This window comes from Sphingobacterium zeae (genome assembly GCF_030818895.1).
GTDB lineage: Bacteria > Bacteroidota > Bacteroidia > Sphingobacteriales > Sphingobacteriaceae > Sphingobacterium > Sphingobacterium zeae.
Window position 1 is genome coordinate 1,944,431 of sequence record NZ_JAUTBA010000001.1, and the last position, 17,565, is coordinate 1,961,995.

Genomic DNA, 17,565 nt, shown 5'->3' on the forward strand with positions numbered 1-17,565 from the left:
CCCTTATATATGTGTTTGCTAAAATGTAGTAAGAATATCTCCGTGCTTATTGTTTTATTTGCTTTTCTCGGCGATACAACATTGGTAGCGCAAGAAAAGTTAAATGAGTATTTTGATCATCTTTTCCGAAATAATAAAATGATGGGAAGTGTAGCGGTACTGCACAATGATAGTCTATTTTATACAAGTTCAATAGGCTATGCCGATGTTGATTCTAAAAGAAAAAACGATAGCAGTACAAAATTCCGTATTGCATCCAATACAAAAACTTACACGGCTGTTTTAATTCTCAAGGCTGTAGAAGAACAAAAACTACGTTTGGATACCCATCTTTCTACATTTTATCCCCAAATTAAAAATTCAGAAAAAATCACTATAGAGCAATTATTGAAGCATCGTAGCGGAATAGCTAACTTTACTGAAATCGATGGGAACGAAATATGGGAGCAGGAATTTCATACAGAGGCAGAAGTTTTTACCTATATTAAGGATTTGAAGAGCAATTTTGAACCAAATACTGCCTTCGAATACAGCAATACGAATTATGTGCTATTAGGGTTTATATTGGAGAAAGTATATCAGAAGTCTTACGCTACACTGTTAAATGAAAAGATATGCAAACCACTTAAACTTACCAATACCTACTTCTCTGCAGAGACAGATCCCAATAGACATGAAGCGGTATCGTATAATATTCAAAATAAATATATTAAAAATTCAAATGTAAATTTTTCCAATCATCCCGCTAGCGGTGGTATAGCGACTACAGCTGTAGAACTTAATCGATTTCTTTCAGGACTGTTTGAGGGTAAATTAATCTCCAAGGAGAGCCTTGAGTTAATGTTACCCGAGAGTAAGGGGGAATACGGAATGGGAATAGAAAAAGCACTATTTAAGAATCCAATAGGGTATATTCACGGTGGTAGAATTGAAAATTATTTCTCGGATTATTGGTATTTTCCCGCGGAAAAGCTAGGGATCGTGACTTTGTGTAACGCGGTTAATATTAACCTAGGGGAAGTCCAAAATACACTCATTCAATATGTTTATGGTAGAGATCCCATCTTACCCGATTTCAATAAAACAAAAGACCTGACTGAGGATAAGTTTCGCAAAATAGCAGGAACCTATCGATATAAGGAGGGGAGTCAAACAATGACGATTTCTTCAGATGGCAAGAATTTGATCGGTCAGTTATCAGACAATGGACAGATGTATGTTCCTTATCGCTATAAGTCAGACTATACATTTGTGTATGATGATGAAGGTAGCATTTTAGAGTTTATGCCCGACGAACAACGCTTGTTGTTGAAAGATGGAGACTTGGTGCTTGAATTTACGAGAATATAAAGATTCAATTTGACATTTTCAGATAGAAGACAAAACAATTTTTAGGGAAAGCGGCGTAAAATTATATAGCGTCGTGAAGGAAAAAATGAACCGGCAGGCATACGGTATCTGGCAAACGATGTTGAATGTGGCATTGGTTCGAGCTGCGGTTATTAAATATCAGAAAGATCATAATTTCAGCGCCGAAGAAATCTCAAAAGAAACCAATGGACAGCTAGATAGGGGATTTCTTTGGATTGAAAAACTTGTTTAAATGAATTCTCAGAATTGCTACAAATATGTTTGCTTTATTGGGCATGAAGCTATTTTTAAGTATGGACAAGTTTTAACAATTGTAGAACCTTTCTCTAAAAATACTTGTGATTTTCTATTTCAATTTTTTAACGGATTTATTTTCTACGAGCGACCTCATTTGTGTTACCGCTACTTTATTCAGTTGCATAAGCCGTTCATTTTGTGGTACTCCTTGTTGAATTAATAACGCGTTTATACTTTCCATGTTGCTTAGCACCACCAACTGTTCTATAATCGCGTAGTCTCGAATATTGTCCTTTTTGTCGGGATTAGTATCTCTCCATTGTTTGGCTGTCGTTCCAAATAGTGCGACATTCAATATATCAGCTTCGCTGGCATAAACGGAATTCACTTGCTGCTTGGTAATTTCGGCTGGAATGAGGTTTTCCTTTATTGCATCAGTATGGATGTGATAATTTACTTTGGCTAGTGTCCGTTGTAAATCCCAATTTAATTTTAAACGATTGTTTTCTTCATCTTTTAGACGCTGAAACTTCTTTATTATGTAAAGTTTAAACTCGATTGAGATCCAGGAAGCGAATTCTAGTGCTATGTCCTTATGAGCAAAAGTTCCCCCCTATCTTCCAGCTTTAGAAACTATACCAATTGCATTGGTATTTTCTATCCAGCGTTTGGGAGTCATCACAGAACTATTGAGACCAGCTTGTTTTCTAAACCCGTCGAATTCGACGGGTTTAAAATTGGGGTTATATATATATTCCCAAAAACCTAAGAGTTCAATTGTATTGCGATTTCTCATCCAGTTTTTAATTAAATCGTCAGTATGTGCCGAATCTTTGTGTCTGGCAATATTGGTAAGCGATATGTAATCATTTTGACGTTCTTGATACAGGAGAATATCTACTCCCTGTACATTAAACTTTTTATTCTTTGCCATACATTTAGATTTGATAAATTATTATTTGTCAGTTTGAGAAAACTATACGGAATAATTGGCTATTACAGTTTTTATTTTACTTGAGTAAATATACTAAAAAAAATAGTAAAGTATGGGCCGATGTATATATGGTATCGATTCTAAATGACCATATCAATTCTCATATTGTGATGGGCTTGGGCTCCAGTATTATTTTATTTTTAATACGTGAGATTCTTATACTACATGTTTTATCATTTCCTGATTTGAGCCTATTAGTTCGGCATAACTACATTAGCTTTGGAAAAGTCAATGTTTTTGTACCTATCTTTCATTTTCTTGTCGAGTATGACCTTATCGTTCGTGAATGAAACAGGAGGGGTTTTAAAATGCCAGGTTCCCAGATAGTTTAATGAGTTTTCTGTAATCTTAAAAGTAAAGCGTTCTAATTTGTCTATACTTATCAGGCCAGCATTTACTTTATCTTCAAAACCATCTGTTGTATCCGTATTCTTGAAAATATATTCTGTATACATTTTGCCACCATACCACTTACTATTGGTCCACCAATAGTTTAGAATAGCGTAGTTACCCGGCTCAATGGTATATATGAAGGTGTTTTCCTTTGTTGATTTGAATGTTGGCTTCACCCTAAATGCTTTCGCCACTTGACCTGCCGTTTACATTATCTTTCTTGCCGATGATTATTAGCGGATAAAGTTCTTTAGCTCCTTTTGCACTTAGGAAGAAGTTAAAATGATCAATTAAATAATTTCTGTTCTTGACTCGCGCTCCAAATTCACCCAATGCTTTGTTATAGCTTATCGTTTCTATGCTGTAAAGATCGTCCATAGTCAAAGGACGTAATAGAACTGTATCGTTTTCAAGGATCAAATCAGACGAAAAGAAAGTTTCTAGAGTCATTTTTTTAAAATCTATAGTAATATTTTTTTAATGAAGTTAATTTAAAACAAGTTCCGTATAATTATCGATTATTTTGTGATTGCTTTCAACGGTTTTCTATACAAAGCTAATATAGAGAAAGTTTAAATATCTAAAGGTTTGTCCTTATTTTTCTTTCGAAGTAATCTATCCATTACTTTTTTTATTCAATTAATTTTTTATATCGTAGAATTGTCTGTATTTTGCAGACGAGATTTAGCCTATTTGATCCGATGAATTGTAATCATGTAATTAAGCAAATTACTAGGAGGCAGACTATAGCTTTCCTATGTAGTATTCTTATATTTATAACAGTTTCCTGTGTAAAGGAAGAAACCGTAGTACCTCCCGACAATAATCCCACAGAGGTCGTCATTTTGACACCGGAGAGTAATTCAGGCAATAATTTGATCCTAGCAGCTGAAGTCAGATATTTGAACAATAGCGATGCTATTCAGTCGCATGGCTTTTTAATTGAAAAATATAGCGACGAGACTCCCGTAAAAAAGGAATATGCCATTACCACAAGTTTACAATCAGGTCGTATTACTTTTAAAGTTCCCGACCCTGAGCATTACAAAGAAGGTGATTATTATACTTGTAAATACTTTGTTCGGACGGAAAAAGGGCTTTATTACAGTCAACCCGCTAGGTTTTTGGTAAGTAGCCTTAGGGTAAAGCCCAAGGAAGATCTCACAGTTGTCGTAGGGGAGACCATCACTGTTGATGGCGAGTTTGGCGATGCTGAAAAAAATTACGGTTTATACTACGGTTACGTACCATCCGAAGAGCAGAAAGTGCCATTTGAACTTATCAATTCGGGCAAAAGTATTCGTTTCAAAGTCCCGGCTGGAATAGAGCAGGGCAATAATGCGACCTTTAGATTAATTGGCAAAGAAAAAAATAGCGGACAATTAAGCGTTATTGTCGCTCAAGGTTTTATTCTGGCGACATTAGTTCCCCCTGCGATGTATACATACTATGTCGATGAAAATCTTCAGTTACCCTCATCTATAAGAGAATATAATGACAATGCCAGGCTGCAAGTTTTCGTCGGTAATGTTTTTTTGAAGTACTCCAATTACTTGAGACTTTATGACTTTGTTAAAAGTCAGAAGGGTAAGACTTTTCCGATAGGGTACACGAATGGGCGCGACACGATCACCTTTCCACAGCCTTTGCAGCTTAAAGAAGCTGATCCCGATGAGTTCAAGATGATCCCAGAGTATGTTCATCCGGGGACTAATTTTGAAGTAGTAGGGCCAGATCCTGGTCGATTTGATTTTTATGGTTATGCTACTGTTGGAAATAAGAAAGCCTATTATTTACTTCGGGATAATACATCAAAAAAGGGGGAGTTAGCCATAGACGATATTCCAGACGGTGAGTACTCCTTGGAAATGAAAAATAGTTTCTTCAGCTATACAAGCAACAATAAAATTAAAGTAAAGAGCGTACATATCAGTTCAAGCAGTCATACGGAATGTTATGCTGGAGATAAAATAAAGTTAAAAGGTACATTTATACTAAGGCGGTCTTATGGATTGCGTATTGATCCGGCTCAAGAAAGCTATTTTTCAACCTGTAATACGTCGGGTGAGATCATATTTGAAGTACCTCCTACCAAAGCCGGAAATTACCAAGCTCAGGTGACATATCTCAGCGAGATGGGACAACAGAAAAATTACTATTCCAATGCTATTCCATTGCAAGTCAAGGCTACTGTAATAAATTCGGTCTCTCCATTACGTGCTACAGCAGGAACCCTGATTACGATTGAGGGACATGGATTGAATGGATACAAAGTGCGAATTGCTGATAGGGAGATTCAACATACACTATCCCAGAACGATAAAATACAGTTTAAAGTACCGGATGATCTACCAAAAGGTAAATACCGGGTGAACGCCAGATTTTTTAATTATGTCATTGAAAACGTTGTTTTCGCTAGTGATTACCTTGAAATACTTTAATCGCAAAAAATAAATTATGAAAAAGACCAGGTCTATATATATAGTTGCATTTTTTTTGCTTTGGCTATCTATAAGCAGTTTAAGCATTTTGGTTGGGTGCAAAAAGAAAGAAGTCATCGAGCCTGTCGATTACAGTCCCATTCAACTGGAAACCACTACATTCAGTGATTTGGAAGATAAAACGGTTACCTTAAATGGACATATAGCTCGATTAAATGGGATACCTGTGGAGGATTACGGATTCTTAATCCAAAAGGTAACCACCACAAACGGCGAGAAGGAAACTGTTGTCAGCTTGGGAAAAAAAGCTACAGTCGGGAATGTTACATTGAAATACCAGCACAACAGTAATTTTGAGTTGGGAGATCGTTATCAGTATACTTTGTATGTCAAAACAAAAAATGGTTTCTATCGTGGCGAGCCCAATACGTTTGAAGTGGATGGAATTAAGATCAATCTTTTGGAAGATAAGCTTGTGCCTAATAACAATAAAGTAACCGTTACTGGTGATTTTCAGTTCCTCTCCGAAAATATAAAGTTATATTATCAGAGCCAATATCAGGGTGAGCATGTCATACCCTATCAAGTCGGTAGTGATCGAAAAAGCCTTAGTTTTATTTTTCCAAAATCTGATAACTTCTATCATGGAAATAAGGTGTCTGTTTTTTTACGTGTTAAAGATCAATCGGGTTTTGCAAGCAATAGGACAATAGCTAACATTGAAGTTTTAGGTGTAGCCAATCCACCCGTAAAAACTAAGTTTTATCTAAACGAGCCTATACCCATCACGGGCAACGCAATAAAATGGGATGGAATGCCTATGTCGGCGCCATTTTATATGCTGATCAATGGAAAAAAAGTTGAATGCTATCACCAGGTCAATTTATATGAAATTGAAAGCCTAAAAGGAGGCAAATTTCAATTGGGCTTCCATAATGGGAAGGATTCCGTTATTTTCAAAGATTCCATTGAATTGATCAGACCGCTTGGTAGCAATATCCATTTTACAAAAAAGGTGATCCATTCTCCTTCCTTAATGAGGATCGATGGGATTGATATGTATACCTATCTCATGAATCCAGAAAAAGCTAGTTATTATCTAGGTAAACATAGCATCGCCCATTTTTTTGATAGCAGTACCGGGAGTATAGAGACATTTACCGTACGCGATGTCCCAGATGGCGTTTACACTTTTGGATACAGTAGCCCTTATTATTCAGTCAGTTCTACGGAGCGAGTAGAGGTTAGGACCTTGAAGTGGAATACACCAGCAGATTTGACAAAATTTGTTGGTGAGCCATTTACGATTACAGGCAATTTCATCGAGGGGCAGACTTATTCGGTTATCGGAAATGGAATTTACGAGTATCCTGTTGCTCGAGACGGTAAAATACAATTTGCTTTGCCAGGTTATATCATTGGCAGTACAGAAATTCAGATCGGTTATAGCGTAAATTACAATTATAATGAGAATTATTATTCACCCCAAAAACAGCAGTTATATATTCGCAATTTTGAAGTCACTAGTATTAGTCCGTTAAAAGGGTATCCCGGTGATGTCGTCACGATTAAAGGTCGGGGGCTCAGCCAAATAAATGTGACCATAGGTGGAGCATATGCTACCAGCGTTTTTCGAAGTTCTGAAGAACTTCGATTTATCGTACCGGCATTTGCATCCAGAGGAAAAAGCGAAGTTATCATGACGATGCACGACAAAACCATGAAGTATAAAGATCTTTTTGAAGTTTTATAGCTCGCTGAATCCCCAGAACTTGCTTACTCCTGCAGATCGGGAAAGTTACTAATGTGCTTTGGAAATTACATCAATTGTGTCTAGGGCTTTGAGGTCATCACAAAGCTCCGGGCACTATATTAAAGCATTTCATTAACCTGAGAAGCGAGTGTAGTTTTACTATTTCCTTCTTACAATTCCCAATTCTCCAACTTCGTTTTGCCTTTGAAAAAATCTATTGAAAACCGAAATAATTCTTCCGAATATCCATTGTAATAAACGATATATTTTCCATTTCCAGCTAACTTCACATAGCTTGAACTACCTGTGTCATAAAAGAAAGGTCTTCGATACAGTTCTTTTGCATTGAGGTCATAACAAACGATCCAAGTCGTATATTGTTGGTCCCATGTAATCGCATATATCAACTTGTTTTTCGTATCAGATTGCCAATAGTTGCCTTGGATGGGTTGACCTATTGGTGTTTTTGTTTTATAGTTGATCAATTGATTTCCTAAGAACGTCAGAAAAGCCATTCCATTTTTGTTGAAGACAACCTCTTCCGGAATAACATAAGGGGATTGCGGATGATCATTTGGCTGCGGGGTGAATTGAATCTCCTCTAATACCAATAGCATCTCCCGGAGGATAACCCTCCTTATAAAACGTATGTATCAGATCTTTGGTAAATTTGTTTTCAGTATAAGTCTCAGGTTTTTCAGTTATGATCAATCGATTGATGTAAGTGTCATGGTTAAATATCGCTTCCAGTATTTCCGCATAGTCTTTTTCAAAAGCGGAATAATTGAAAGTTTTTTCTTGAGCTTTTGCTTTAGGAGTTTTTTTAGTTGTGCTTTGACAAGCTAAAGCAAGAAATAAAACGGGTATTAAGAAGTATACTTTCATAAAATGGCGCGAATGATTTAACAGATGATGTCAAAATGTTTTCTTTTCCATAATGCAATTTACTAAATTCATTTATCAGGTTTTTATTTGTGACCTTATTGGTAAATCATTAAATATGAAAGCAGCAATTTTTCTTTTTTTCATTATCGTACTAGTCTCTTGGGATCGGATATATAGGTGTAAATAGCGGTAGGATAGAATTTTGTGTTGGTCATTTTTCTGCTGATATCCCAAATCAAAATTGTTATAAAAGAGTCGCGGATGAATAGCACCTTCCAATTATAAAATTAATACACTTAGAGGTATGCTGCAATTACCTCTTTTGTTTTTTCATTTCTTCTATCTCTCGCTTTAGCTGGTCTCGACCTTGTTTCTTTGAAAATTCTTGTTCCGTTGCAGAATAATCGTACTTGAATAGTCTAGCTTTCATCTTAGTATTATTGACAAAAATACCAAAGTCTATGTTTGCTATCGTAAGCAAACCAAATGCTTCATAGCTAGGCTTACTATAAGGCGGTTTGGATATCCTCTCAAGTGAAGATTTTGATACCGTTGCCTATTCAGTTTCGAAAATCGAAGACCATTCGATTCGGATGATTTTTTCCATTTGAATATTATGCTGAGAATTCAAAAATCAATTTTTACTTAATAATATCCGAAATCTCCATTTTATACGTAAATGCATATAATTTTAAAATAGTCTGCTTAGTTGTATGCTTTTACATATAATGGTGTTGCTTTTTTTTGTTTTATACGTTTTTGCATATAGTTATATCGTATTATTTGATATTATATGTTTTTGCATATAAATGAATATATTTGTTTAAATTTATTATTATGATGACATTAGCGGATTTTGTAAAATCAAAGAGAAAAGAAGTCAACCTAACACAGGAAGAATTTGCTGAGCGAGCTGGTGTGGCATTAACCGTAGTCCGGAAAATCGAGCAAGGAAAGGAAAACCTAAATTTGGAAAAGGTGAATCAAGTTTTGAAGATGTTTGGACATACTTTGGCACCGGTTAGCTCAAGAGAAATAACGAAATCAGAAAATAAAAGAGATTATGAGGCGGGCAGATATATATTATAAAAATGATTTGGCAGGTAAACTTACTGAAACGGATGAAGGACAATATATTTTTGAATATGATGAGATGTACATCAAGAATTACCCAAATCAGTTCCTGACTTTCACAATGCCGGTTGTAGAAAAACCATATATTGATAAAAGATTATTTCCTTTTTTTGAAGGGCTGATTCCAGAAGGCTGGTTATTAGATATTGCTTCCAAAAATTGGAAACTGAATCGAAATGACCGGATGGGATTGCTTTTAGCCTGTTGCCAAAATTGCATAGGAGCGGTAAGTGTGCAACCAATAATACATGATGAAAATGAAGAATAAAAATTGCTTGTACTGTTATCGGGAATTAAATGCAGATACAGAAGGTGACTTTCATGAAAGTTGTAGCTTGGAATTTTTCGGGACCAAACAGCAACCTGTTTTTGAATATTCCATGGAACAAATGGGGGAACTAGCAAAGAATATTGTCGAAAGAAGTGTCGCAGTTCCAGGAGTGCAACCAAAATTGTCTTTATCTGTAGTTAATGATACACTTAATGATCCTGACAGAGGGCGTTTGACAGTCATAGGAGCTTTGGGCGGTAATTATATTTTCAAACCACCTTCCGAAATCTTCCCTGAAATGCCGGCGAACGAACACGTTACAATGCGAATTGCCGAAGCATTCGGGATCAATGTAGTGAAATCAAGCTTGATTAGGATGTCTTCCGGGGAATTGGCCTATATTACCAAACGGATAGATAGGACAGACACCGGAGAAAAAATCCATATGCTGGACATGTTTCAGATTACGGACGCTTCCGATAAGTATAAAAGTTCCATGGAAAAAATAGGGAAGGCCCTAGATGAATATTCAGATAACACCCTGTTAGATAAGAGTTATTTTCTGGAATTGGGGGTGTTTAGTTTTTTGACGGGCAATAACGATATGCATCTGAAAAATTTTTCAATGATCGATGGTGGTAATAGTTGGAAACTAGCTCCTGCTTATGATCTTTTAAATGTCACAATATTAAATCCGGACGATACAGAAGAACTTGCGTTAACTCTTGAAGGAAAAAAGAAAAAGCTTAAGTGGCAGAATTTTGAAAATTTAGGTAAAACAATGGGATTGAATACTAAACAGATATCTAATATGGCCCGGCGTTTTCTGAAAAATAAACCGTTGGCATTCAAATGGATTGATAATTCATTTTTATCTCAGGATTACAAGGACCTGTATAAACAACTGCTTGATCTTAGATATGAGATTCTTAACATGTAGAGAAGAAATTCCTTAAATTATGGATTATTTGTGGGATTTACACACATCGTTTCACTTCGATAATTAGCACGCAAATAATAGCGCCACATTTTTATAACAGGAAAACTTATGATAAAGTATTTCAAAGAACAGCGAGTACCATTTTTTATTGCTTTGGCCTATGTTGGAATAGGTACCTTGTCGGTATGTTCGATTCTTACTGGTGATCCGTTTTATAACGAATGGTTTGTTGTCGGTACGGTATTTACATTTCCGGTATCAATTATAAGTTTTGCATATCGCTATGCGGAAGGAGATCTACTTTACCCTGTATTTATCATTCAGGCAATTATGTTTGTACTTACTTTTTCTATTCTGAGCCATCTATTAAAGGTAAAGAAATAAAAAAGAGCAGTTGAAAATGACGATGAAAAAGCGGTGATAATCTCTATAGCAACAGTGTGATATTAAAATATACATCGCTGTAACGCATAAAATTTTCATAGCTCACACCTAGCGACAATCCCTTCGTAAATGTCCGAATCCCCTATTATATACTGTTTATGTCCATCATAAAAGGCTTGGCAAATAAATATAGCAAAAGTTTGAATTGTTTAAGTGATTATTGATCTTTATATAGATAAATCTTTGATAAGCCAATAGCAGTGAATCCTTCCGGTCCGATATCTGGAGATTTCGGAGGCTTTGATCATATTATTTCGGAAATTACTGATCAATGAAATCGAAATCTCCATGTTAGCTTCGGTATTGTCCGTTTAACAAAGTTTATTTTGCAGCCAGTTTTAGCTGCATACGTTCATAGATCACTTTATCAGCAAGACTCAGTTCAGCTAGATTACGCTGTACAAATTCCCAATAACGATCTTTCTTTGTTAATTTTCCATTCCGTTGATAGACCAGTGCTAAATACATTGCAGACAATAGTGTTGAGCTGTTTACATAATTGAAATCCATTTGTGGGGATAACATTTCCTTGCCCCGATCCCATTCTTCATTTTCGACCAGAATACAGCCCCAAGTGTGACGGATGGGATCGAGTTCGGGTAGCAGCTGAAGTGCCTGTTGTCCCATTGTAGTAGCCTGTTCTATATCACCTTGCACTAGATAGATATTAGCGTAGAGATTATAAAGATAGCCTGCTAAGCGTTCAACTTCTTTTGCAGGCAGCTGATTTTCTACTTCCTTTAGATCGTGTAATGCCTCATCATAATCCCCCAGGTTAAAATGACATATTCCAATATTAAACCGGATAGTACAGGTAATAGCTGGGCCGGATTCTGTAGCAATTTGCAGGCATTGTTTATATTGTGCCAATGCTTTCTCATATTGCTGCGTTGCCACATAATCATCTCCTTCCAGACAGAGATCTATAACCTCGTTGCTCGTTTCTTTTTTGTATTTACCCAGTAGTATGTTTAGGATAATCCGTCCGTCGAAATCCATTGGGAAGCCATTTATTTTTCTTCTGAATGGGGTCAGGTTCCCTAGACCTACCAGCAATTGCAGATAACCAAACCATAGGCTGAAAGCAATCGTTTTTGAAAAATCCATCGAGAATGGTACTACGGTTATTACGATCAAGCCAATAGCAATATTGGTCAGTGGACCACCTAGGACGCCTACAAATGTTTTAAGTCTGTAATATTTGTCATCCTTGATATTGAGCATGACGTAGCCACTCTGAAATTTGGAATACAGATTCAGCTTACTCTTAAAGAAATGTGTACGCATCAGCAGGTGTCCGGTGCCGATGACAATGCGTTTTGGATATTCACCGACTAGCCGTGTGAAAAACCAATGTCCCCACTCGTGTATGATCAAAGAAATAGAAAGCCCCATGAGATAAAAAGCATAATTTATTCCCATCATACCTAAAAAATTAAAGGGCATCGGTAGGAATAATGCAACGGTTCCAAGAACTAGGCTCATCCAACCATACTTGGACATGAATGCGAGTAGTAATTTTTTGATCATTAGAAAGGTTTATATTACAGCAATATCAATTTTATATGCTTTTTAAACTTATAAGTAAGTTTGGTAAATAAATATAGCAAAAGTTTGATTATAACCATCGCCAAGATGTCATATGTAACCAATCATACTTGAATAGTCTCGCTTTTATCTTGATGTTATTGACAATAATACCAAAGTCAATGTTTGCTATAGTAAGAAAACCAGCACTATCTCCATCAATTTCAAGCTTCCGGTAACCATAAAATGGCGTCCTGAGATATTGCCCTCGCATGAACAACTCTATACTTTCATAAAATAGCGCGAATGATTTAAAAGATGATGCCAAAATGTTTTCTTTTCCATAATGCAATTTACTAAATTCATTTATCAGGTTTTATTTATGACCTCATTGGTAAATCATTAAATATGAAAGCAGCAATTTTTCTTTTTTTTATTATCGTACTACTCTCTTGTAGTTACTATACCGGGGAAATGATAGGAACTTACAGCCCTGATAACTATACAAACACCTATGATACTATTCAGCTAGGGACTAATAATATATATTGTCGCAGGGTGTATGATAGGAATAAAAAGCTGGTGCTGAAAACTAAAGGAAAATGGAAAGTAGATCACGATTTGATAGTCTTTGAACCACCTTATTTTTGGAATTTGGATAGAGATTTAGTGCAGTTTCCTGAGCTTTTAAACGATACAATAAGTAATGGGATTGGATATATAGGTGTAAATAGCGGTAGGATAGAATTTTGTGTTGGTCATTTTTCCGCTGATATCCCAAATCAAAATTGTTATAAAAAAGTGGGAGATTAATAGCATTAAATGCTTATTTCTTCATCTAATAGTAACTTCTCGCTTCTTTTTCAGCCTTGTATTGGCAATACTTGTAGCTTTATTTTGCAGTGAGAAGAACTTTTTACGGGTTAGAAGATGAATTAATTAGGTTCATTCCATTGAGGTATACCGATAAACATATCATTTACAAATTTTTCTGTATACCGCTGCATTCCAGTTTCCTCCTTATCAAAGTAGGTCTTTATTTTTGAGCATACTTTAGGGTTGTAGCATAACTTGACGCGGAAGTTTTCGATCCATTCTGCCCGTATAACAATGGTAATTAATTTTTTCGTATCTCTGGACAATCCGATTACGGTAATATCTTGGCACATCCCAGCATACCAATCAATAATATACACTTTGGTGCCCGGGCTAAACTGTTTCGTGCCATAGCGGGTTTCTATTTTCCCTTGACCATAGCTAATTTCCTGTTTGATGTTAGCTACCAATGTCCATAATGGTATAGGTTCTAAATGATCCATATTTATTCAGCGCTATTGTAGATATGACGCCATCGGTGTCTGTCGAAATGTTTTAGTTTTCAATGATAGTGACGTCAAGTCATCAATAATGATTTCATCTATTTGAAAATCGGTGATTATTTTTTCCTGAATGTTTGCATAATCTAAGGAGTCAAATATTTCGCCTGAGAGGATATCGAAAATATATAATGTACCTCCTGCGTACGCATTTTGGCCACTTTCAGGCATAAATCCATGAATACAACCTAAATTGCTCTTAGTTGTTATGATATTGTAACACCAAATTCTCTTATCTTTTTTTAATTTGGAAAAATTTATTGACCATATCGGTTTCACCATGTTGTCGTGTGTAAAGCAGTGCAATGAATTTTTTTGTCACTTATCAATAAATAGGCTTGGGTATTATCAAATTTGATCCAACTCGTACCGCCTACATTTTCAAGTTTTATTTCATCGAAACAGTGATTGTCAAAGTGATACCTCAAAATAGATTTTTTCTCTGTTGGAATATAAATAATATTGCTTTTAAGGTGTAAATCTGCATTGTACAGACTTTTGTCGACTTTATCTTTTTTGAAAACTACCTCACCGTTTTTAATATTTACACAACATAATCCACGATAATATTCAAGTAAAAAATAGTTAGATGATTTATCTATTATGCTTCTATATCCCAGGAACTTTTCTGTAGAAAAGAGTTGTTGTTTAGTCTCAATGTCAAAAGCTGTAATTGTCGTTTTATTTGCATTTCGTATTGTTAGCCAATTTTTGGAATTCAAAAGTATAATATGGCCATTAGGGGCAAAATCTAAGAGGCGGAATTCTTCAAAACCAAGATTATTTAGAATATTTAGGTTTGAATCTGTCAAGATTAAACCTTTTTTATCATCCTCTATAATAGCCTTATTAATTTGTATTCTATTAATAACTCTTTTATTTTCGATTCTCATATTGCAATGCTCTAAGAGTCTTGTTGTTATATTTTATAATGCTTGAGATTCTTACATGACATGTTTTGTCAATTCCTGATTTGAGTTTATTAGTTTGGTATAACTAGATTAGCTTGTGAAAAGTCAATGGCTTTGTACCTATCTTTCATTTTCTTGTCGAGAATGACCTTGTCATCCGTGAATGAAACAGGAGGGGTTTTAAAATGCCAGGTTCCCAGATAGTTTAATGAGTTTTCTGTAATCTTAAAAGTAAAGCGTTCTAATTCATCTATATTTATCAGGCCATCATTTACTTTATCTTCAAAGCCATCTGTTGTATCCGTATTCTTAAAAATATACTCTGTATACATTTTGCCACCATACCACTTACTATTGGTCCACCAATAATTTAGAATAGCGTAGTTACCCGGCTCAATGGTATATATGAAGATATTTTCCTTTGATGATTTGAATGTCGGCTTCACTCTAAATGAAAAAACCTCCTTTGTTTCTGTATTGATCAAACGTATGTCCTGCGGAAAACCTCCACTGCTGAATCCTAATCGTTGGATGAAATTACCATAGATAATTGCTTTTCCACGAGGTATGCCGTCGTTACTTGCGACATCATTAAGGTGTTTAAGATCTTGTGCATTAATCTGCATTGATAAAAAAACTAAGAATACTGTTATTATACGTTTCATTTCTAAAGCTGATATTGGCTGAAAAATATTTCTTGCCGACTTTAATTTAGATTAACTAGCTAGCCATAAAACTATAATAAATACCCCATATTTTATGTATCAATTATGAAATTAACGATTATATAACACACCTATTTTCTCAATGAGTTCTTTGCATTTACTTTTTTCATCCATTTAGTTTGATTTAAAAATCGAATCCCAATTCGGATAAAATCCGTTCCGTGATTATTCATAAAATACCTCATCAATTTATACTGTTCAGTATCCTGGTATGCAATTAACTTTATTCCATTTTCAGCTACCTGATAGATGTCAGCTTCGGGATATGCCATTCCCGCATTTCAGCACTAATTCTTCCTGCAAACGCATCCGGAGATTCATTCGTGTCGTTTATTTTAAATCTTAACGCATGCGACATGTAGTTGTTTGCCTTTGTATACTATTTCGTTTTAAAGTTCGTGAAACTATTTCCTTTATAACGATGCACTCCATTTAAAGTACCAAACCATATACTTCCATCGTTAGCTTCCGTGATTCCAAAAATCAGGGCTTCCCCCGATCTGATTATCTCGGGAGGCGTGGAGGAATCCGATAACGATTTTGAATTGTAACGGGAGAGAATCCAGCTTTTTGTCTTTGTGGGCGGTTGTGAGACATGTTTGAAGTCCCTATTGACAATACTATCCGAACTAGTCCAGATATTCCCATTTTTATCTTCATAGATATAGCCAACAAACTGACGCGTATAATTTGTAAATGTAGTACCGTCGTAGCGCCATAGTCCGTCATTTCCCCCGAGCCAGATATTCCCATTTTTATCCGCTATTATCGAGCGGACATTTTTAAACGATTTACCTTCATGCTTGAGGACTGTGTATGTTTTACCATCATAGACGCAGGCATCATCACTTGTTCCAAACCATAACTTTCCTGTTTTGTCCTCCATAATCGAGTTGACGCTGTTGCTGGATAGTCCATCTTTTGCAGTAAAATTTTTAAAAGACTTTCCATCATATCGGCTAGCTCCAGCATCTGTGCAGAACCAAACATGACCGGCCTTATCCGCATAGATTTCAGTGACCTTGTTACCTGCAAGACCGTCTTTGGTCGTAAAATTGCGGAAGGATTTTCCATCATAATAATACACGCCTGAACCGATCGATGTCAACCAAAAGTTTCCTTTTTTATCTTCCAATACTGCGAAAAAACGGGCAGTACTGACGTCAGCTGTTATATTGGTAAACGATTTTCCATCGTATCGAAAGACACCCTTCCATGAAGCAATCCAGATATTGCCCCTCCGGTCTTGCTTTACCGTACGGACGATTCCATTTGGAGCCTGTGTAGTGTCTGTACGATTGGATAAAGACCTTGAATTATTTATCTTTTGTTGTTTCTGGTTGATCTCGTTACAAGAGCTGGTTAAAAAAGAGAGCAGCAGTAAAATGGAAATGGTCATTGCATTGTTCATATTTTATCAAAGTTGGTTGAGCGAAAATACTTTGATATCTTTATAGCTGACCGTTCAGGATTGTAAATTAAATTGTAAACTTTGTAAATAATGTCCGCTTATGCGATTTGATTTCAAAAATCTTCCCAGTAGAAGACGTAGATACATTATTGGACTAACATTCGTATTCCTATCTATCGCATTGATCGGTCTGGCATTTAGTAAGGACGAGAGGAGTAGCTTTGATGAAGCCAAAGCAGAAATTTTACTCCGTAAACTTGGACACCAGCTGCTCTTACAATCGGGGGATAGTTCATCAAGGGTCCTTCCTATAGAGCGGATTACAACAGATGAATATCGGATTAGATTTGAACAGCATCTTACCTTTCAGCCTGATTCTCTCTTAAATACAGCGAAAGACCTGCTGGGCGAAGATCCTTTCACACGCAATTATATTGTCAACGTTCTTAACTGTGCATCGAATGCTGTAACCTATGGATTTGCTATCGCTGGAGATGAAGAAGATGATATTGTACCTTGTTTAGGAAGAGAGCAACCTAGTGGCTTTTATGCGATTGACATTAAATTCAAACCAATAGAACATAGAGAGAAAGAAGTGTATATATTGGGTAGTCTGTCAGCGTTGGCTTTTATCTGTTTTGTTGTTTTTAGGCCACGTGCAATACAAAAAGCACCCAAAAGTGATCAGCCTGTAGAAGTATTCCGTTTCGGCTCGGTTCAATTTGATCCCATGAAAAGTTATTGAGGATAAA

General features: G+C 35.9%; 20 protein-coding genes and 1 pseudogene. 10 read left to right on the forward strand and 11 right to left on the reverse strand.

Translation table 11 applies throughout. The features are described from left to right. The first annotated feature begins 9 nt into the window (after window positions 1–9). The gene (locus tag QE382_RS08080; protein WP_307185431.1) at window positions 10–1,350 is read left to right on the forward strand and encodes a serine hydrolase domain-containing protein; all 1,341 of its coding nucleotides are present in this window, start codon (window positions 10–12) and stop codon (window positions 1,348–1,350) included. A 73-nt stretch (window positions 1,351–1,423) separates the two neighbouring features. Then, complete coding sequence (locus tag QE382_RS08085) at window positions 1,424–1,603, forward strand: DUF4932 domain-containing protein (RefSeq protein WP_307185432.1); 180 nt, start codon at window positions 1,424–1,426, stop codon at window positions 1,601–1,603. A 114-nt stretch (window positions 1,604–1,717) separates the two neighbouring features. Here QE382_RS08085 and QE382_RS08090 read toward each other — a convergent pair whose 3' ends face one another. The 4 genes and pseudogenes from QE382_RS08090 to QE382_RS08105 form a co-directional block, all read right to left on the reverse strand. Then, entirely contained in the window at window positions 1,718–1,996 is a 279-nt protein-coding gene (locus QE382_RS08090; RefSeq protein WP_307188056.1) for a hypothetical protein, read from the reverse strand. Between the two features lie 138 nt (window positions 1,997–2,134). Further along, window positions 2,135–2,542, reverse strand: a pseudogene (locus QE382_RS08095) (KilA-N domain-containing protein); the annotation flags it as partial. A 254-nt stretch (window positions 2,543–2,796) separates the two neighbouring features. Then, complete coding sequence (locus QE382_RS08100; RefSeq protein WP_307185433.1) at window positions 2,797–3,189, reverse strand: hypothetical protein; 393 nt, start codon at window positions 3,187–3,189, stop codon at window positions 2,797–2,799. Further along, window positions 3,173–3,445 (reverse strand): hypothetical protein, encoded by a 273-nt coding sequence (locus tag QE382_RS08105; RefSeq protein ID WP_307185434.1) that lies wholly within the window; start codon window positions 3,443–3,445, stop codon window positions 3,173–3,175. The genes QE382_RS08100 and QE382_RS08105 overlap by 17 nt, the downstream gene beginning before the upstream one ends. Window positions 3,446–3,696: 251 nt before the next feature. Here QE382_RS08105 and QE382_RS08110 point away from each other — a divergent pair, with 251 nt between their 5' ends. Both QE382_RS08110 and QE382_RS08115 read left to right on the forward strand, forming a co-directional pair. Beyond that, complete coding sequence (locus QE382_RS08110; RefSeq protein ID WP_307185435.1) at window positions 3,697–5,436, forward strand: IPT/TIG domain-containing protein; 1,740 nt, start codon at window positions 3,697–3,699, stop codon at window positions 5,434–5,436. A gap of 16 nt (window positions 5,437–5,452) precedes the next feature. Next, window positions 5,453–7,189, forward strand: coding sequence for an IPT/TIG domain-containing protein (locus QE382_RS08115; protein ID WP_307185436.1), 1,737 nt, complete (start codon window positions 5,453–5,455; stop codon window positions 7,187–7,189). A gap of 170 nt (window positions 7,190–7,359) precedes the next feature. Here the strand turns inward: QE382_RS08115 and QE382_RS08120 are convergent, their stop codons facing one another. Beyond that, window positions 7,360–7,806: a hypothetical protein gene (locus QE382_RS08120; protein WP_307185437.1), complete on the reverse strand. Its 447-nt coding sequence runs from the start codon at window positions 7,804–7,806 to the stop codon at window positions 7,360–7,362. Next, the gene (locus QE382_RS08125; RefSeq protein WP_307185438.1) at window positions 7,760–8,074 is read right to left on the reverse strand and encodes a hypothetical protein; all 315 of its coding nucleotides are present in this window, start codon (window positions 8,072–8,074) and stop codon (window positions 7,760–7,762) included. Before QE382_RS08125 ends, QE382_RS08120 begins: the two co-directional genes overlap by 47 nt. Window positions 8,075–8,911: 837 nt before the next feature. On the opposite strand from QE382_RS08125, the gene QE382_RS08130 reads away from it, so the two are divergent. The 4 genes from QE382_RS08130 (at window position 8,912) to QE382_RS08145 (ending at window position 10,803) form a co-directional block, all read left to right on the forward strand. Next, entirely contained in the window at window positions 8,912–9,163 is a 252-nt protein-coding gene (locus QE382_RS08130; RefSeq protein ID WP_293884898.1) for a type II toxin-antitoxin system Y4mF family antitoxin, read from the forward strand. Next, a complete protein-coding gene (locus QE382_RS08135) occupies window positions 9,138–9,476 on the forward strand; it encodes a HipA N-terminal domain-containing protein (RefSeq protein ID WP_307185439.1) in 339 nt (112 codons plus the stop codon). Before QE382_RS08130 ends, QE382_RS08135 begins: the two co-directional genes overlap by 26 nt. Next, on the forward strand, window positions 9,466–10,419 hold the full coding sequence (locus QE382_RS08140) for a HipA domain-containing protein (RefSeq protein WP_307185440.1): 954 nt from the start codon (window positions 9,466–9,468) through the stop codon (window positions 10,417–10,419). The genes QE382_RS08135 and QE382_RS08140 overlap by 11 nt, the downstream gene beginning before the upstream one ends. Window positions 10,420–10,527: 108 nt before the next feature. Further along, window positions 10,528–10,803, forward strand: a complete 276-nt coding sequence (locus tag QE382_RS08145) for a hypothetical protein (protein ID WP_307185441.1) — start codon at window positions 10,528–10,530, stop codon at window positions 10,801–10,803. Between the two features lie 381 nt (window positions 10,804–11,184). Here the strand turns inward: QE382_RS08145 and QE382_RS08150 are convergent, their stop codons facing one another. Beyond that, window positions 11,185–12,393 carry a tetratricopeptide repeat protein gene (locus QE382_RS08150; protein WP_307185442.1) on the reverse strand — a complete coding sequence of 403 codons (1,209 nt, stop codon included), beginning with the start codon at window positions 12,391–12,393 and terminating at the stop codon, window positions 11,185–11,187. A 405-nt stretch (window positions 12,394–12,798) separates the two neighbouring features. Between QE382_RS08150 and QE382_RS08155 the strand changes: the two genes are divergently transcribed. Then, window positions 12,799–13,203, forward strand: coding sequence for a hypothetical protein (locus QE382_RS08155; protein WP_307185443.1), 405 nt, complete (start codon window positions 12,799–12,801; stop codon window positions 13,201–13,203). A gap of 122 nt (window positions 13,204–13,325) precedes the next feature. Here QE382_RS08155 and QE382_RS08160 read toward each other — a convergent pair whose 3' ends face one another. The 4 genes from QE382_RS08160 to QE382_RS08175 form a co-directional block, all read right to left on the reverse strand. Next, window positions 13,326–13,709 carry a hypothetical protein gene (locus tag QE382_RS08160; RefSeq protein ID WP_307185444.1) on the reverse strand — a complete coding sequence of 128 codons (384 nt, stop codon included), beginning with the start codon at window positions 13,707–13,709 and terminating at the stop codon, window positions 13,326–13,328. 332 nt (window positions 13,710–14,041) lie between these two features. Further along, a complete protein-coding gene (locus tag QE382_RS08165; RefSeq protein WP_307185445.1) occupies window positions 14,042–14,659 on the reverse strand; it encodes a hypothetical protein in 618 nt (205 codons plus the stop codon). Between the two features lie 89 nt (window positions 14,660–14,748). Continuing rightward, a complete protein-coding gene (locus QE382_RS08170) occupies window positions 14,749–15,342 on the reverse strand; it encodes a hypothetical protein (protein ID WP_307185446.1) in 594 nt (197 codons plus the stop codon). 439 nt (window positions 15,343–15,781) lie between these two features. After that, window positions 15,782–16,813: a ligand-binding sensor domain-containing protein gene (locus tag QE382_RS08175; RefSeq protein ID WP_307185447.1), complete on the reverse strand. Its 1,032-nt coding sequence runs from the start codon at window positions 16,811–16,813 to the stop codon at window positions 15,782–15,784. A gap of 100 nt (window positions 16,814–16,913) precedes the next feature. On the opposite strand from QE382_RS08175, the gene QE382_RS08180 reads away from it, so the two are divergent. Beyond that, a complete protein-coding gene (locus QE382_RS08180; RefSeq protein WP_307185448.1) occupies window positions 16,914–17,558 on the forward strand; it encodes a hypothetical protein in 645 nt (214 codons plus the stop codon). The last annotated feature ends 7 nt before the right edge of the window (window positions 17,559–17,565 follow it).

Coding starts and splice junctions, on each gene's coding strand:
- QE382_RS08080 (WP_307185431.1), top strand. CDS start 10: ATGTGTTTGCTAAAATGTAGTAAGAATATCTCCGTGCTTATTGTTTTA.
- QE382_RS08105 (WP_307185434.1), bottom strand. CDS start 3,445: ATGACTCTAGAAACTTTCTTTTCGTCTGATTTGATCCTTGAAAACGAT.
- QE382_RS08110 (WP_307185435.1), top strand. CDS start 3,697: ATGAATTGTAATCATGTAATTAAGCAAATTACTAGGAGGCAGACTATA.
- QE382_RS08115 (WP_307185436.1), top strand. CDS start 5,453: ATGAAAAAGACCAGGTCTATATATATAGTTGCATTTTTTTTGCTTTGG.
- QE382_RS08120 (WP_307185437.1), bottom strand. CDS start 7,806: ATGCTATTGGTATTAGAGGAGATTCAATTCACCCCGCAGCCAAATGAT.
- QE382_RS08125 (WP_307185438.1), bottom strand. CDS start 8,074: ATGAAAGTATACTTCTTAATACCCGTTTTATTTCTTGCTTTAGCTTGT.
- QE382_RS08130 (WP_293884898.1), top strand. CDS start 8,912: ATGATGACATTAGCGGATTTTGTAAAATCAAAGAGAAAAGAAGTCAAC.
- QE382_RS08135 (WP_307185439.1), top strand. CDS start 9,138: ATGAGGCGGGCAGATATATATTATAAAAATGATTTGGCAGGTAAACTT.
- QE382_RS08140 (WP_307185440.1), top strand. CDS start 9,466: ATGAAGAATAAAAATTGCTTGTACTGTTATCGGGAATTAAATGCAGAT.
- QE382_RS08145 (WP_307185441.1), top strand. CDS start 10,528: ATGATAAAGTATTTCAAAGAACAGCGAGTACCATTTTTTATTGCTTTG.
- QE382_RS08150 (WP_307185442.1), bottom strand. CDS start 12,393: ATGATCAAAAAATTACTACTCGCATTCATGTCCAAGTATGGTTGGATG.
- QE382_RS08155 (WP_307185443.1), top strand. CDS start 12,799: ATGAAAGCAGCAATTTTTCTTTTTTTTATTATCGTACTACTCTCTTGT.
- QE382_RS08160 (WP_307185444.1), bottom strand. CDS start 13,709: ATGGATCATTTAGAACCTATACCATTATGGACATTGGTAGCTAACATC.
- QE382_RS08165 (WP_307185445.1), bottom strand. CDS start 14,659: ATGAGAATCGAAAATAAAAGAGTTATTAATAGAATACAAATTAATAAG.
- QE382_RS08170 (WP_307185446.1), bottom strand. CDS start 15,342: ATGAAACGTATAATAACAGTATTCTTAGTTTTTTTATCAATGCAGATT.
- QE382_RS08175 (WP_307185447.1), bottom strand. CDS start 16,813: ATGAACAATGCAATGACCATTTCCATTTTACTGCTGCTCTCTTTTTTA.
- QE382_RS08180 (WP_307185448.1), top strand. CDS start 16,914: ATGCGATTTGATTTCAAAAATCTTCCCAGTAGAAGACGTAGATACATT.